Genomic DNA, 15,618 nt, shown 5'->3' on the forward strand with positions numbered 1-15,618 from the left:
CGCTTGGCGCGAGCCCGGAATCCATCAAGCGACACAGAATGCGGCACGATGGATTCCGGGCTCATCGCTTCGCGATGCCCCGGAATGACAGGGTCACTAATAGATCGACGGCTCGCCGATCGGTGCGCCGAAATCGGTCTCGAGGAAGTCGAAGTCGCAGCCGTCATTGGCCTGCTTGATGTGCTTGGTGAACATCCAGCCATAGCCGCGCTCGAAGCGGCGCTCGGGCTGCTTCCAGGCGGCGCGGCGCTTGTCGAGCTCCGCTTCGGGGACGTCGAGATTGATGGTGCGGGCGGCAACGTCCAGCGTGATGCGGTCGCCGTTCTGCACCAGCGCCAGCGGGCCGCCGATGTAGGATTCCGGCGAGACGTGCAGGATGCAGGCGCCGTAGCTGGTGCCGCTCATGCGCGCGTCCGAGATGCGCACCATGTCGCGCACGCCCTGCTTCACGAGTTTTGTGGGGATCGGCAGCATGCCCCATTCCGGCATGCCGGGGCCACCCTGCGGCCCCGCATTGCGCAGGATCAGGATGTGATCCTCGGTAACGTCGAGGTTGGGATCATCGACCGCCTTCTTCATCGAGGGATAGTCGTCGAACACCAGCGCCGGTCCGGTGTGCTTGAGGAAGCGCGGCGCGGCGGCGGAAGGCTTGATGACGCAGCCGTCGGGCGCGAGGTTGCCCTTGAGTACGGCGAGCGCGCCTTCCTTGTAGATGGGATTGTCGACCGAGCGGATCACGTCGGCATTGTGAACCTCGGCGTGCGCGATGTTCTCAGCCACCATCTGTCCCGTGACGGTGATGCAGTCGAGATGCAGGTGCTGCTTGATCTCGCCCATCAGCGCCGGCAGGCCGCCGGCATAGAAGAAGTCCTCCATGAGATAGGCGTCGCCGCTCGGCCGGACGTTGGCGATGACGGGCACCTTGCGGCTGGCCTTCTCGAAATCGTCGAGCCCGATGTCCTGGCCGGCGCGGCGGGCCTGCGCGATCAGATGGATGATGGCGTTGGTGGAGCAGCCCATCGCCATCGCGACCGCGATCGCGTTCTCGAAGGCTTTTCGGGTCTGGATCACCTTCGGTGTCAGATCCTCCCACACCATCTCGACGATGCGGCGGCCGCATTCAGAGGCCATGCGGATGTGGTTGGCGTCGGCGGCGGGAATCGAGGAGGCGCCGGGCAGCGTCATCCCGATCGCTTCCGCGATCGCGGTCATGGTCGAGGCGGTGCCCATGGTCATGCAGGTGCCGTAGCTGCGGGCGATGCCGGCCTCGATGTCGAGCCAGTCCTTGTCGGAGATTTTTCCGGCGCGGCGCTCGTCCCAGTACTTCCAGCCGTCGGAGCCCGAGCCGAGCGTCTTGCCCTTCCAGTTGCCGCGCAGCATCGGACCGGCCGGCAGATAGATCGCCGGGATGTTCATCGAGGTCGCGCCCAGGAGCAGCGCCGGCGTGGTCTTGTCGCAGCCGCCCATCAGCACCACGCCGTCAACGGGATGGCTGCGCAGCAGCTCCTCGGCGTCCATCGCCAGCAGATTGCGATAGAGCATGGTGGTCGGCTTGAGCAGCGATTCCGACAGCGACAGCGCCGGCAATTCCAGCGGCAGGCCGCCGGCCATCAGGATGCCGCGCTTGACGTCGTCGACGCGCGACTTGAAGTGCATGTGGCAGGGCTGCGCGTCCGACCAGGTGTTGAGGACCGCGATGATCGGGCGGTCCTTCCATTCCTCCGGCGCGTAGCCCATCTGCATGGTGCGGGAGCGATGGCCGAACGAGCGGAGATCGTCGGGCGCGAACCAGCGCGCGCTGCGGAGCTGGTCGGGCGTTTTCTTCTTGGTCATGATTGGGTGCCCCATTTCTGGACGGTGTTCCGCTCGATGGCGCGGAAGATCAGGTTCTCGACAAAGAGCCCGATGATGATCACCGTCAAGAGGCCTGCGAAGACCGCAGGTATGTCGAGGAGATTGCGGTTCTCGAAGATGAACCAGCCGAGCCCGCCTTGGCCCGAGGACACGCCGAACACCAGCTCGGCTGCGATCAGCGTGCGCCATGCAAAGGCCCAGCCGATCTTGAGGCCAGTGAGGATCGAGCCGAAGGCGGCGGGGATGAGGATCTTGGCGACGTAAGGCAGGCCACGCAGGCCGTAATTGCGCCCGACCATGCGCAGCGTGTTGGACACGCTCTTGAAGCCGGAATGAGTGTTGAGCGCGACCGGCCACAGCACCGAATGGATCAGCACGAAGACGAGGCTGCCATTGCCGAGGCCGAACCAGATCAGCGCCAGCGGCAGCAGCGCGATCGCCGGCAGCGGGTTGAACATCGCCGTGACCGTCTCGAGGAAATCGGTGCCGATCCGGGTCGAGATCGCGAGGATCGTGAAGATCGCAGCCAGCACGATGCCGGCCGAATAGCCCATGAACAGGACCTTTAGCGAGGTCCAGGCACGCATGGGAATGGTGCCGTCCTTGACGCGGTCGTAGAGCGTGGCGATCGTGTCATGCAAGGTCGGAAACAGCAGCGGATTGTCGAGCGTGACGCCGTAGGCTTCCCAGACCGCCGCCAGGAACAGGATGATGACGGTCTTGCGGACAAAACCGTCGTTCCAGAGCAACTCGGCCACGCTCAGCTTGCGCTCGACCTCATCCGCGCCGCTGGCGGCAACAGGCGCATCACGCAGCAATATTCTCGCTTCGCCCATGAGAGGCTCCTTCAATGCGCGGTGGCTTCGCCGGCGAACAGGAGATCGTGGATCTCCTTCTCCAGCCGGCCGGCGCTGCCGTCTTCATTGGAGACCTTGTCGACATCGACCACCTCGGCCTTGACGCGGCCGGGATGCGGCGACAGCAACAGGATGCGGTTGCCGATGCGAATCGCTTCCGCGATCGAATGGGTCACGAACAGCACGGTGAATTTGGTCTCGCTCCAGAGCTGGAGCAATTCGTCCTGGCAGGTCCGGCGCGTCAGCGCGTCGAGCGCAGCGAACGGCTCGTCCATCAGCAGAATGTCCGGCTCCATCGCCATGCCGCGCGCGATCGCGACGCGCTGCTTCATGCCGCCGGACAGCGTGTGCGGATAGGCGTCGACCACGCGGGTGAGACCAACCTTCTCGATATAGGCCCGCGCCTTCGCCTCGGCGTCCTTGCGCGACAGTTTGCGCGCGGTGAGCAGCGGAAACATGACGTTGGCAAGCACGCTCTTCCAGGGCAGGAGCTGGTCGAACTCCTGGAAGATCATCATGCGATCCGCGCCGGGGCCGTGGATCTCACGATCGCCGATCGTCATGCGGCCTTCGCTCGGGCTCATGTAGCCGCCGACGGCCTTGAGCAGGGTCGACTTGCCGCAGCCGGACGGCCCGAGCAGCACGAAGCGGTCGGACTTGTCGACGGTGAAACTCACCCTTTCCGTGGCGGTGACGACAGCGCTGGAGGTCTTGTAGCGCAGCGTCACGCCGCTGACGTCGAGCAGTGCCATCAGTTGCCCTTCAGGTCATGCGCGACGGGAAGATAATAGTCCGTCCAGGCCTTGGGCTGGTTCTTCAGCGTGCCGGTCTTGAACAGATGTGCGGCGAATTTCATCGTGCCCTGCGGCTCGAGATTCCACTCCATCATGCCGGGTTCTTTCAGCAGATCGAGCAGCTCCTCGACCGAGGTCTTGTCGCCGGTGATCTCCTTGTAGATCTCGACCGCCTGCTTGGTGTCGCTGCGGATCAGATCCTGCGCTTCCTTGGTCGCGTCGCGCACGGCCTGGATGATCTTCGGATTGGCGTCGGCGAATTTGGTCGTGGTGAAGAACTGCGCCTGGCTGAGCGGACCGCCCATCACGTCAGGCGAGTTCAGCACGACATGCGCGCCCGGCACGTTCTTCAGCTCCAGGAACGTGAACGGCGGGATCGAGAAGTGGTTGTGCACCTCGTGCTTGGGATTGGCGAGCGCCGCATAGGCGTCGGGATGACCGAGCTGCACGGTGTTGGCATCGAGCTTCGACCATTGGTCGGCGCCGAAGGCTTCAGCCGCCGCGATCTGCAGCACGATCGCCTGTGTCGAAACCTTCACCGTCGGCACCGCGATCTTGTCGCTGGGGCCGAAATCCTTGATCGACTTGATGTTGGCGTCGCGGCTGATCAGCGTCATCGGCTGCGCCGAGGTCGCGACGATGCCCTTCACGCCGCCGCGGGTGCGGTCCCACAGCAGCAGCAGATTGCCGGTGCCGGTGTTGAGGATATCGACACCCCCCGCGAGCAGCGCATCGGTCTGCGCGCCGCCGCCGGAGAAGGTGATCCATTTGGTGGTGACGCCCGCCACGCCAAGCGAAGCCGCGTGCTTCTCGATCAGCTTCTGCTTCTCCATGATGTGGCTCGGCATGTAGAAAATGCCGGGCTGGCGCGACAGCGCGATCTCGGATTTCTGCTGGGCGTGCGCCGCGGGCGCGAAAAGTGCGGCGGCGATCACGGCGGCGGCCGCAAGCTTGCTGCGAAGATGATCGATCATTGTTGTGTGTTTCCTCCGGGTGCGCGTCGTGCAGCGTTGACCCTGCTGATGCACTAATATATTAGTGCATCAAAGGCAAGCCCGCGGGACCCGACATATGGAAGCAGCCCATACCGCGCCGCGCGCGACGTCACGACCCGCCCGGCTCGACCGCGCCCGCCAGGCCGCGCCGCAGGTGTTCGAGCGGCTGCGCAACGCGATCATCGCCCTGGAGCTGCCGCCGGGTGCGCCGCTGTCACGCGCCGAGCTCGCCGGCCAGTTCGGCGTCAGCTCGACCCCGGTGCGCGATGCCCTGATGCGGCTCGAAGAAGAGGGCCTGGTCGACGTCTTTCCGCAGCACGCAACCGTGGTCAGCCGGATCGACATCAGCCGCGCCCAGCAGGCGCATTTCCTGCGCCAGGCGCTGGAGCTGGAGATCGTGCGGCTGCTGGCCGAACAGCACGATGAAGCCCTGGTCATCCGCCTCGACCACGCCATCGCACTCCAGCAGCAATTCGCCAAAGCCGGCGAGTTCGAGGCCTTCATGGCCGCCGACAACGAGTTTCACGCCCAGCTTTATGCGGCCGCCGACAAGCAGGATCTGTGGGCGCTGGTGCGCAGCCGCAGCGGCCATATCGACCGGCTGCGCCGGCTGCATTTGCCCTCACCCGGCAAAGCCCAGAACATCGTGCGCCACCACAGGCTGATCACGCGCGCGATCGAGGCGGCAGATGCCGATGCCGCGCAACAGCATCTGCGGAAGCATCTGTCGGGCACGCTGAGCGAGCTCGACAAGATCCGGAGCCGCCACCCGGAGTACTTGACCGATTGATCAGGCGGCGTAGCCGCCGCTGCGCCGTTCCGGCCCGCGATAATCGGCATCGTCGCCGTCGCGGCGGTCCATCGGACCGGTGCGCAGCCTGACGAAGAAGGCCTGGACCTCGCTGGCGAGGCGTTCGGCCGCTCCCGAAACCTGGTTCGCGGCCCCCATCACGTCGTCGGCCGAGCGGTTGGTTTCCGCGATGGCGCCGGAGACGGTGCCGATGCTGGTTGCCAGCGTCTGCGTTCCCGACGCCGCCATCTGGACGTTCTGCGAAATCTCCCGCGTCGCCGCGCCCTGCTCCTCCACGGCGCTGGCAATCGCCGCGGTCACCTCGTCGATCCGGCGCATGGCGGTTGCGACCTCCTTGACCGAGGCGACCGCGCTGCCGGTCGAGTTCTGGATCGCGGCAATGTGCTGGACGATCTCCTGCGTCGCATTGCGGGTCTGGTCGGCCAGCGCCTTGACCTCGGACGCGACCACGGCAAAGCCGCGACCGGACTCGCCGGCGCGCGCGGCCTCGATCGTGGCGTTGAGCGCCAAGAGGTTGGTCTGGGCCGCGATGGCCTGGATCAGGTCAACCACCGAGCTGATGCTCTGCGCGGCTTGCGCGAGACCCTCGATCTCGCTCTCCGAGCGCGCGGTCACCTCGCCTGCGGAGCGCACGGTCTTGTTGGACAGTTCGATCTGCCGGCCGATCTCGACGATGGAGCTTGCGAGCTGCTCGGCCGCCGCGGCAACGGTCTGGACGTTGACCGCGGTCTGTTCGGAAGCGGTCGCTGCGGACGCTGCCTGGCTCGTCGCATGGTTGGCAATGCCGCCGAGGCTCTCTGCGGTCTGCCGCATGGTGCCCGCATTCTCGCCGACCAGCGCGAGCAGGTCGCGCGAGGTCGCGCGAAAGTCCTCGACTGCGTCCTCCATGTTGCGGTTGGCCGCTTCGCGCGCCTCCGCCTCGCGCGCGAGAGACGCCGCCGCCTGCTGCTGGGCGATCACATTGTCGCGGAATTTGGCCACCGCCTGCGAGACCACGCCGATCTCGTCGCCGCGCTCGGCCGTCCTGAATTCGACACTGGTGTCGCCGCCGGACAGGCGCGCGGAATCGCCCACCAGCTCGACGATCGGACGGGTGATGGAGCGCGCAACCAGGATCGCAATCACTGTGGCGAGCGCAAGCGCCGCGGCGAGCAGGATCCATTGCAGCAGCAGCAATCTCTCGACCGCGTCGGCCACGCTGCGGGCGTCGTCGGCGAGCTTCGACTGCTGGTCGCTCTTGAGACCGCCGGAGCGCTTGCCATCGGCGTCCTTGCGACCATCGAGCAAATCGAGGATGCGGGCCGCGCGCGGCGCGGCCTCGGTGGACAGGATGAAGACCGGCGTATTCCATTGCGGCGTCTGGCGGATTGCGAAGATCTTCTGCGGCAGCGGGGTGAAGGCCTCGTTCGCCTTGACGATGGCCCGGTAAGCGGTCGCCTGCCGTTCGGTGAGCAGATCGGCCTGAGTGCCGACCGATGCGAGCGCGGCCCTGAAGGTCGCCAGCGGCTTTTCGAATTTGTCACGATCGGCCGCCTCGCCCGAGGCCACGTACAGGCGCAATTGCGATCCCGCGGCAGCAAGATTGCCGCGCACATCGGCAAAGGTCTTGAGCAGGCGCTTGCGCTGCGGCGTCGCCTCCAGCGCCTCCTCCTCATCGATCATCGCGGTGATCTCGGCGAACATGGTCGCGATCAGCGGCGCGGCCTCTTTCGCCAGGAGCTCGCTCGCCGGATAGGCCGATGGAGTGAAGGCGGCGAGCTCGGCCTTGTCCTGGGCCTGGCGGAATTCCGCCATCAGCGCCCTGGCCTCGCTCCAATTGGTCTTGTTCTGGGAGCTGGAAAAGCCCTCCGCCATACGGTCGACTGCGGCGGCGGTGCGATCCAGCTCGGCCCAGACGGCGGCCCGGTCGCGCTTGCCCTGCGCATCGCCCGTCAGCAGATAGCCGCGCAGCGTCGAAAGCGTGGAATAGAGATTGCCGACGAGTTCCGTGCTCGCGATCGCGACCGGCGCACGCTGGTCCACGACCGCCCTGATCCGCGACGAAATGTCCGAGACGGCGGCAACGGTGTAGATCACGGTCGCCGCGAGCAGAGTACAGATCAATGCAAAGCCGCCAAGCAGCCGGGTGCGAATTCCGGTGTTCGCGATCGATTTGAACATGAGAGGTCTCGTGCTGATGGCCGGTTGAAGTGGCGGCCTGGTCGGATGCCAGAGTGCGAAAATGAAATGCGCGAAATACTGATACGGAAACCATCGGAGATTGTAGTCTGCGGCCTTTAATCCATAGTGAAGGCCAGGGTTCCGTACAACTACGGCGAGCGAAATATCTCTCGTTTCTGAAATGGGTTACGGTATTTGGAACCAGAGTACGCATTCATATGCACGCAAGAGTGCGTATGCTGTGCAAGGCATTGCCTCCCGGCGCGCCAGGAATGGCAATCGCAGCAAACGCGAGGCGCTTGCGGCGCAGACAGAATCCGCGCAACAATTTCGCATTTGTTGCTTTGATTTGAGGTCGCTGGAACGTCCCATCCGACCCGGAGGATTTCAGACGTGGCCAACATCCTGATCGTGGATGACGACCCGGCCGTGCAGATCACGATCCGGCTGCTTCTGGAGAGAGCCGGCCATCACGTCACGGTCGCCGGCGATGGCCGCAAGGGGCTTGCGCTGTTCGAGGCGAGCCCCTTCGATCTGCTGTTTCTCGACATCTTCATGCCGGGCATGGATGGGCTGGAGACGATGCGCCACATCCGGGCGCTGGCCCCGGCCATTCCGATCATCGTCATTTCCGGGCGCTCGATCACGCCCGACGCCTATGCGGAACCGGATTTCCTGAAAATGGCGACCAAGCTCGGCGCAGTGGCGAGCCTTCAGAAGCCGTTCCGGCCCGACGCGCTGCTCGCCGCGGTCGACAGCTGCCTGAAGGCGGGCGAGCCGGAAGAATCCGATGTCAACTCCGGCCGCCGATGACGAGCCCCTCCTCTCTGCACTGGACCGGAGCAGGCGCGGCCGTCCGGCAAGTCCTGCGAACATCCGCATGACGCTCGCAACGCGGCTGGCCATCGCGATGATCCTGCTGGTGGCGGTGACCGTGGCCGCCGTCGGCTGGCTGGGCTATCGCAACATCACACAAGCGGTCATTCCGCGCGTCCTGGAGCGGGTCGAGGCCCAGTCACGCCTGCTGGCCACCAATCTCGAATCCTACGTTGCCGGCGCTCGCGGCGATTTGACCGGCTATCGCTCCGCCGCAGCCATCAACGGCCTGATCCGCGCCCACCTCGGTGGAGGCATTGACGCTTCCGACGGCGTTTCGGAGCAAACCTGGCGCGAGCGCATCGCGGCGCGGCTCGTAGCCGAGATCGAGGCCAAGCCCAGCTATGCGCAGTTTCGCATCATCGGTCTCGACGATAACCAGCGCGAGCTGGTCCGCGTCGATCGCTCCGGCCCGAATGGAACGGTACGGATCGTCCCCGACAGCGAACTGGAGCACAAGAGCGAGCGAACCTATTTTCAGGAAACGATACGGCTGGCACCCGGCGAGATTTACGTCTCGCCCATCGAGCTTGCCACCCGCCAGGGCGGGACGACGGGCCTCCACATTCCGACTCTTCGCATCGCGATGCCCCTGTTCACGTCGGACGGCAAGCCGTTCGGGATCGTCATCGCCAATATCGACATGCGTCCGGCGCTCGACCGCGTCCGCTCGACCACGAGTTCGGGAGGAGAGATATACGTCGTGAATTCGCGCGGCGACTATCTCGTCCATCCCGACCGCACGCGGGAATTCGGCTCGCTGCGCGGCCATCCCTCCGACTGGCGCAAGGACTTTCCATTCTTCGCGGCGCTGGCTGGCTCGCCGGACGTGGCCACGCGGCTCACAACCGATGAGTCAGGCCGGCCGAGCGGCGCGGCGATCGCGCCGACGCTGCTCGCGGGCAAGGAATGGGTCGCCATCATCGTGACCATTCCCCCGTCCGTCTTCGGTCGCGTGCCGGCCGCCATTCAAAAGACGTCCCTTCTCGTCGGCATCCTTGCCGTGCTCGCCGCAGCCTTGCTCGCGGTGCTGCTGGCGCGCACATTGACCCGTCCGATCGGGCGCCTGACCGCGGCGGTGGAGGCAATCGGCAGCGGGCGGCCTGCGGACATTCCCGTCGATGCGAGCGGGGAGACCGGCGTGCTGGCGCGGGCTTTTGCCCGGATGGTCGAGGAGACGCAGGCGAAGACGGCCGCGCTCGAACGCGAGGTCCGGGAGCATCGCCGCACCGAGGCGGCACGAAGCCATCATGCGGCGCGCGAGCAATTGTTCAGCGCGGCCGTCGAATCATCCGACGATGCGATCGTCATGCAATCGCTCGATGCCGTCATCACGGGCTGGAATCCCGCCGCCGAACGACTCTATGGCTATGCAGCGAGCGAAGCGATCGGGCAATCCACTGCGATCATCGTGCCGCCCGACCGCCGCGAGCAAGGCAAGGACATTCTGCTACGGATAGCCCGGGGCGAGCCGATCGAGCGCTTCGAGACGGTGCGGCTGCGCAAGGATGGCACGCCGGTCGAAATCTCGCTCAGCCTTTCGCCGATCAGGGGCGCCACCGGCGAGATCATCGGCGCCTCCGGCTCGGCGCGCCGCCTCACCGACGCGCGGCGGACCGAGCGGGCGCTGCAGCAGCAGCTCGAGGAGCGGCGACAGCTTTTCGACGCCTCGCAGGACCTGATCATGATCATGGACTCGCGCGGCCATGTCGTGCAGATCAGCCCGAGCTGCGAGGCCATTCTCGGCTACCGGCCCGACGAGATGATCGGCTACAGCGGTGCGGATTTCATCCATCCCTCGCATCTCGAGCGATCCCGCGAGGACATGCGCGCGCTCAGGCGCGGCGAGCACCCGAAGCTCGCCGACACCCGCTGCTTCCACAAGGACAGGCGCGAGGTCTGGCTGTCCTGGCTCGGCAACTGGTCCGACCAGGCCAAGCGCTTCTTCTTCGTCGGGCGCGACATGACCGAGGCGAGGCTCGCGGAAGAATCCCTGCGCGAGAGCGAGCAGCTCGCACGCAACATCGTCGAGACCGCGCTCGACGCCTTCGTCCAGACCGACGAGCGCAGCATCATCCTGAACTGGAGCTCGCGGGCCGAAGAGCTGTTCGGCTGGCGCCGCGACGAAGCGCTGGGCCGGAGCTCGATCGACCTCATCGTCGCTCCCTTTGAGCGCGAGAGGGTCAGGGAAGGCCTTGTGCGCTTCCTCGATTCCAGGGACGGCCAGATGCTCAACCGCCGCCGCGAGCTGATGTGCTGCCGCCGCGACGGCAAGGAATTCAGGGCCGAGCTGAGCGTCACGGCACTGAAGCGTCGCGAGGGTATCCTGTTCAACGTCTTCTACCGCGACCTCACCGACAAGATCGCGTCCGAGGAGCGCGTCCGTCACGCCGAGAAGATGGAGGCCGTCGGCCAGCTCACCGGCGGCGTGGCGCACGACTTCAACAACATCCTCACCGTGATTACCGGGACGATCGAAATCCTCGCCGACGCGGTGGCCAAGGAGCCGGAGCTTGCGGCGATCACCAGGATGATCGACGAGGCGGCCGGACGCGGCGCCGAGCTGACCCAGCACCTGCTGGCGTTTGCGCGCAAGCAGCCGCTGCAACCGCGCGAGATCGACATCAACTCGCTGATCATCGATACCGCAAAGCTGCTGCGGCCGACGCTGGGCGAGCAGATCCAGATCGAATCGGTGTTCGAGGACGAGAGCTGCATCGCGATCGTCGATCCCAACCAGCTCACCACCGCGATCCTCAACCTCGCGCTCAATGCCCGCGATGCCATGCCGGGCGGCGGCAAGCTGATCGTGGAGACGGGCACCGCCTATCTCGACGAGGTCTATGCCAGCGTCAACGACGTCCGGCCCGGCCACTACGTGCTGATCGCCGTGAGCGATACCGGCACCGGCATTCCAGCGAGCATGCTGGCGCGGGTGTTCGATCCCTTCTTCACCTCGAAGGGACCGGGCAAGGGCACCGGGCTCGGGCTTTCCATGGTCTATGGCTTCATCAAGCAGTCCGCCGGCCACATCAAGATCTACAGCGAGGAAGGCCACGGCACCACGATCAAGATGTACCTGCCGCCGGGCAAGACCGCGACGGCAGTCGGCGACGGCGTGACGCCCGCGACGATCGAGGGCGGACACGAGACGATCCTGGTGGTCGAGGACGACCGCCTGGTGCGCGACTACGTGCTGGCGCAACTGCATGCGCTGGGTTACGTCACCCTGCAGGCCGCGAACGCCGCGGAGGCGCTCGCGATCGTCGCCGCCGAAAAACCGTTCGACCTGCTGTTCACCGACGTCATCATGCCCGGCAAGATGAACGGGCGGCAGCTCGCCGACGAGCTGATGAAGACGCGCCCCGATCTCAAGGTGGTCTACACGTCAGGCTATACCGAGAACGCGATCATCCATCACGGCCGGCTGGATTCCGGCGTCCTGCTGCTGGCAAAGCCCTATCGCAAGTCGGATCTGGCGCGGATCATCCGCAAGGCGCTGAACGGGTGAGGCGCGATCTCGTGTCCCGGACAAGGCGCAGCGTGCAAACGCTGCGACGCAGAGCCGGGACCCAGAGCTGCCAGCCGTGGAGTTGGAGAGATGGGCCCCGGCTCAGCGGCGCATCATTTCATGATGCACCGCGTCCGGGGCACGAGACCATTTTACGACGCGCGCTGAGCCGCGGTCATCACGATGCGGATCAGGTCGGCGGCATTGCGCGCACCGAGCTTCTTCATGATGTTGGCGCGGTGATCCTCGATGGTGCGCGGGCTGATGCCGAGGGTACGGCCGGCTTCCTTGTTGGACGCACCGGAGGCGAACTGCTCGAGCACCTCGCGCTCCCTGCGCGTCAACGGCTCGCGGCCGGGGAAATGCAGCGAGCCGAATTTCGGCGACGCGTTCTCCGCCTGCCTGCGTGCATAGGCCCCGATCGCCTCGTCGAGCCGACCGACGATCTCACTGCCGCGGAACGGCTTCTCGATGAAGTCGAGCGCCCCGTTCTTGATCGCGCTCACCGCCATGGCGATGTCGCCTTGTCCGGAGATCATGAAGATCGGCGCCGGATAATCCTCGCCGTGCAACTCCCTCAGAATGTCGAGACCCGACTTTCCGGGAATGTGCACATCGAGCAGGATCGCAGCCGGCGTGCGGTTTCGCGCGACGGAGAGCAGCGCTGCGCCGTCCGCGAAACAGATCACCTCATAGCCCGCCGCCTTCAACACCATCGACAAGGTGTCGCGAACGGCAGGGTCGTCGTCGACTACGAAGATTTCACCGCGAGAGCTTTGTTCGGCCATGTGCCACATCCAGTTGGCATGAAGGACTCGCGTCCGCGCCTCCCGTAATGGCGTTCGGCTCGGATTCGGCCCACCCGTATTTGTACGGGACATGGACTTAACGCACAAGTAGCGGCGGGGTGCCTTATTGCGGGAGACGGAGAATATCCATGCTAAATTACGCAGGCACACCCCCGCTCGCTGCGATGGCTGACGCCGACAGCCGTCAGTTGATCGCAGCCGAACTTCGCTCTCTGATCGCGCGCATCGACCTCAGTATGCGTCTGATCGACGCGGCCATGCCCCCGGAGGACAACAGCGCCATCGCGGGTTCCAGCGAGATTTTCGTGCTTGACGACGTCACGCCCCGTTTTGCCACGGCAAGCGCCGCCCTCAACGCCTGCCGGGCGGAGCTCGACCTCGCCCTGCAGCAGCTGTCGGAATCGGACAGTCCCGCGTAAGCCGCAATCGCGCGCCATCTGCCGCGACCCACCGCATGGCAGTTCCGCGATTCAAGCGCGGTGCCGCTCCACGATCGCGTCGGTCGCGACACCACCCCAGGTGTGAATCGCCGGCAGGCCCATCGCGGTCTTGCCGAGATTGGCGAGGCTGATGCGCAGGGCTGCGAGGTCGAGCGGCTTCGGCAGGCTCTGGAGCTCGATCCCGACCGAACGGGCGAAACTCCGGGCGGCGCTGCGACGCTTGCCGTCCATGCCGCTGATGACGATCACCGCGCCGGCGAACTTCGCCTCGGCCATCTCGCGCAGCACATCGATGCCGTCGCCATCCTCCAGCACAAGATCCAGCGTCACGCAGTCGAAGCGCGCCGCGCGGAGCTTCTCGATCGCCTCCGCCACGGACGGCGCCACGGTGACCTCGTGGCCGGCCTGCTTGGCGGCGACGGTGATCAGGCTGCGCTGCGTGGCGTCGTCGTCGACCACCAGGAGCTGAAGCGCACGCCGCTCGGCGACGTCGGGCAGGTTCGATGTGACGGGGGAAAGGGAACTTCTGGGCATTGCCGGATCCTGAGATTGAGACCGGCAATGGATACACGGCGCGCGCTTAGGCCCCGTAAAACTGCTGCGGCAAATTCATCCGGATGTTTCAGCAAATATAAAGCAACGTGGCGGAAAGCGCTGGGCACCACCCGCCGGTCAGGCCGCCGCGTCGTGACCGCCGGCTGCGCCGCGCTTCTTGCGGTTCTTGCCGCGCAGGAACTGGATGTCCATTTCGGCGCCGTTGACCCGCACCAGCTCGCAGCGGCGGTAGGCAAGGCCGGTCGACGACAGCAGCAGGAAGAACTCCTTCAGGTTCAAGCCCTGGATCGAGCCTTCCACCGTCAGGATGGCATCGGTGTCGGAAATGGCGTTGAGCTTGCAGTCGCGGCGCCAGGTGCCGTCGATGGCCATGATGCAGACATCATAGCCGCGGCTGAACGTCACGCGCTCGGCGCCCTTGCCATCCTCGGCCATGCCTATCGTCCTGCCATCACCGCCATGCGCGGCGCCGCGCCGGCGAGAACCGGCTTGGCAACCGCCGCACGCGGATCGTTCGGCTTGTAGAGGCCGCGCCGGTCCGGAATCGGCCGGAACGTATCGGTCAATCCGACCACGGTTTCCGCCGCGCCGAGCACCAGGAAGCCGTCGGGCTCGATCTGGCGCGCCAGGCGGTTGAAGATGTTGATCTTGGTGTCCTGGTCGAAATAGATCAGCACGTTGCGGCAGAAGATCACGTCGAAGGTGCCGAACTGGGAGAAATCGTGCAGCAGGTTGAGCTGCCGGTGCTGGATCATCGCCCGCAATTCGGGATTGATCTGCCAGGTCTCGCCGGTCTGCTTGAAATACTTCACCAGCATCTGGATCGGCAGGCCGCGTTGCACCTCGAACTGGCTGTAGACGCCGGCCTTGGCCTTCTCCAGCACCTCCTGCGACAGGTCGGTGGCAATGATCTCGACGCGCCAGCCGGTCAGGGCCGCGCCCATCTCCTTCAGGCACATCGCCAACGAATAGGGCTCCTGCCCGGTCGAGCCGGCGGCGCACCAGATCCGCACGCTGCGCTTGCCGGCGCGCGCCTTGATGACCTCCGGCATGATCGTGTCGCGGAAATGATCGAACGGGACCTTGTCGCGGAAGAAGAAGGTCTCGTTGGTGGTCATGGCTTCGACCACGTCGGTAATCAGCTGGCGCGAGCCGGCTTGCAGCTTCTGCACGAGCTCGGCGATGCCGGAGAGTCCGGCCTTGCGGGCGAGCGGCAGCAGGCGGCTTTCGATCAGATATTGCTTGTCTGCGGACAGGTCGAGACCGGAATTATCCTTCAGAAACTTACGCAGATACTCGTACTCGGTCGGGGTCACGGATGGCCTCTCAGAAAGCTGCACTGGAACACTCTGGCCCAAACACTTTAGGCCAGACACACTCAGACCATGGCTTGTCCGACCGGGATCAAACCAACTTCAGCGAACTTGTCGGCGATAATGTCTTTGTCGAAGGGCTTCATGATGTACTCGTTGGCGCCGCCGCTGAGCGCCTGAGCGATATGAGCCACATTGTTCTCGGTGGTGCAGAACACCACCTTCGGCTGGTCGCCGCCGGGCAGGCGGCGCATGTGGCCCATGAACTCGAAGCCGTCCATCACCGGCATGTTCCAGTCGAGCAGCACCGCATCGGGGAGCTGCCGCTTGCAGATCTCGAGCGCCTTCGAGCCGTCCTCGGCTTCGGTGACCTCGAACTCGAGGCCTTCCAGGATCCGGCGCGCGATCTTGCGTACGACGCTGGAATCATCGACCACCAAACACGTTTTCATTTTGGTTCTCCGGCTTCGATGTTTTCGTTGGCTTACGCTGCCATTTGCACTGTGGTTTCGAGTTCGAGGACGCGATCGACGTCGAGCACGACCATGAGCTGGCCGTCGAGGCGATGGACGCCGCCGGCGAGCTTGGCCATGCGGGGATCGAGGTTGACGGGGTTCTCTTCCATGCCGGCCTCGGGCAGGCG

The 15,618-nt window shown here is 65.2% G+C and carries 14 protein-coding genes and 1 pseudogene; 4 read left to right on the top strand and 11 right to left on the bottom strand.

Annotation, left to right across the window (positions count from 1 at the left end; genetic code table 11):
• Window positions 1-96 precede the first annotated feature (96 nt).
• Genes araD through JQ635_RS35300 form a run of 4 tightly spaced genes read right to left on the bottom strand, consistent with a single transcriptional unit; the run spans window position 97 to window position 4,479 of the window.
• The gene (araD, locus tag JQ635_RS35285) at window positions 97-1,833 is read right to left on the bottom strand and encodes an L-arabinonate dehydratase (protein ID WP_211414373.1); all 1,737 of its coding nucleotides are present in this window, start codon (window positions 1,831-1,833) and stop codon (window positions 97-99) included.
• Window positions 1,830-2,690, bottom strand: coding sequence for an ABC transporter permease (locus JQ635_RS35290; protein WP_211414374.1), 861 nt, complete (start codon window positions 2,688-2,690; stop codon window positions 1,830-1,832). Before JQ635_RS35290 ends, araD begins: the two co-directional genes overlap by 4 nt.
• A gap of 11 nt (window positions 2,691-2,701) precedes the next feature.
• Window positions 2,702-3,463 carry an ABC transporter ATP-binding protein gene (locus JQ635_RS35295; RefSeq protein ID WP_018645930.1) on the bottom strand — a complete coding sequence of 254 codons (762 nt, stop codon included), beginning with the start codon at window positions 3,461-3,463 and terminating at the stop codon, window positions 2,702-2,704.
• Window positions 3,463-4,479 carry an ABC transporter substrate-binding protein gene (locus JQ635_RS35300; protein WP_211414375.1) on the bottom strand — a complete coding sequence of 339 codons (1,017 nt, stop codon included), beginning with the start codon at window positions 4,477-4,479 and terminating at the stop codon, window positions 3,463-3,465. Before JQ635_RS35300 ends, JQ635_RS35295 begins: the two co-directional genes overlap by 1 nt.
• 97 nt (window positions 4,480-4,576) lie before the next feature.
• On the opposite strand from JQ635_RS35300, the gene JQ635_RS35305 reads away from it, so the two are divergent.
• The gene (locus tag JQ635_RS35305; protein ID WP_211414376.1) at window positions 4,577-5,290 is read left to right on the top strand and encodes a GntR family transcriptional regulator; all 714 of its coding nucleotides are present in this window, start codon (window positions 4,577-4,579) and stop codon (window positions 5,288-5,290) included.
• Here JQ635_RS35305 and JQ635_RS35310 read toward each other — a convergent pair whose 3' ends face one another.
• Window positions 5,291-7,471 carry a methyl-accepting chemotaxis protein gene (locus JQ635_RS35310; RefSeq protein WP_211414377.1) on the bottom strand — a complete coding sequence of 727 codons (2,181 nt, stop codon included), beginning with the start codon at window positions 7,469-7,471 and terminating at the stop codon, window positions 5,291-5,293.
• 393 nt (window positions 7,472-7,864) lie between these two features.
• On the opposite strand from JQ635_RS35310, the gene JQ635_RS35315 reads away from it, so the two are divergent.
• Window positions 7,865-8,284, top strand: a complete 420-nt coding sequence (locus JQ635_RS35315; protein ID WP_211414378.1) for a response regulator — start codon at window positions 7,865-7,867, stop codon at window positions 8,282-8,284.
• Window positions 8,262-11,858, top strand: coding sequence for a PAS domain S-box protein (locus JQ635_RS35320; protein WP_211414379.1), 3,597 nt, complete (start codon window positions 8,262-8,264; stop codon window positions 11,856-11,858). Before JQ635_RS35315 ends, JQ635_RS35320 begins: the two co-directional genes overlap by 23 nt.
• A gap of 152 nt (window positions 11,859-12,010) precedes the next feature.
• Here the strand turns inward: JQ635_RS35320 and JQ635_RS35325 are convergent, their stop codons facing one another.
• Entirely contained in the window at window positions 12,011-12,646 is a 636-nt protein-coding gene (locus JQ635_RS35325; RefSeq protein ID WP_183248584.1) for a response regulator transcription factor, read from the bottom strand.
• A gap of 149 nt (window positions 12,647-12,795) precedes the next feature.
• On the opposite strand from JQ635_RS35325, the gene JQ635_RS35330 reads away from it, so the two are divergent.
• Window positions 12,796-13,086, top strand: coding sequence for a hypothetical protein (locus JQ635_RS35330; RefSeq protein WP_211414380.1), 291 nt, complete (start codon window positions 12,796-12,798; stop codon window positions 13,084-13,086).
• 51 nt (window positions 13,087-13,137) lie between these two features.
• On the opposite strand, the gene JQ635_RS35335 is transcribed toward JQ635_RS35330, so the two are convergent.
• From JQ635_RS35335 to JQ635_RS39115, 5 genes and pseudogenes are all read right to left on the bottom strand, one after another.
• Window positions 13,138-13,641 (bottom strand): response regulator, encoded by a 504-nt coding sequence (locus JQ635_RS35335; RefSeq protein ID WP_018645938.1) that lies wholly within the window; start codon window positions 13,639-13,641, stop codon window positions 13,138-13,140.
• Window positions 13,642-13,779: 138 nt separating this feature from the next.
• The gene (locus JQ635_RS35340) at window positions 13,780-14,097 is read right to left on the bottom strand and encodes a hypothetical protein (RefSeq protein WP_011083221.1); all 318 of its coding nucleotides are present in this window, start codon (window positions 14,095-14,097) and stop codon (window positions 13,780-13,782) included.
• Between the two features lie 2 nt (window positions 14,098-14,099).
• Window positions 14,100-14,978 carry a CheR family methyltransferase gene (locus tag JQ635_RS35345; protein WP_211414381.1) on the bottom strand — a complete coding sequence of 293 codons (879 nt, stop codon included), beginning with the start codon at window positions 14,976-14,978 and terminating at the stop codon, window positions 14,100-14,102.
• A 62-nt stretch (window positions 14,979-15,040) separates the two neighbouring features.
• Complete coding sequence (locus JQ635_RS35350; RefSeq protein WP_036044878.1) at window positions 15,041-15,427, bottom strand: response regulator; 387 nt, start codon at window positions 15,425-15,427, stop codon at window positions 15,041-15,043.
• Between the two features lie 32 nt (window positions 15,428-15,459).
• Window positions 15,460-15,618: pseudogene (locus JQ635_RS39115) on the bottom strand (chemotaxis protein CheW); the annotation flags it as partial.

Source organism: Bradyrhizobium iriomotense (assembly GCF_018130765.1).
Classification (GTDB): Bacteria; Pseudomonadota; Alphaproteobacteria; order Rhizobiales; family Xanthobacteraceae; genus Bradyrhizobium; species Bradyrhizobium iriomotense_A.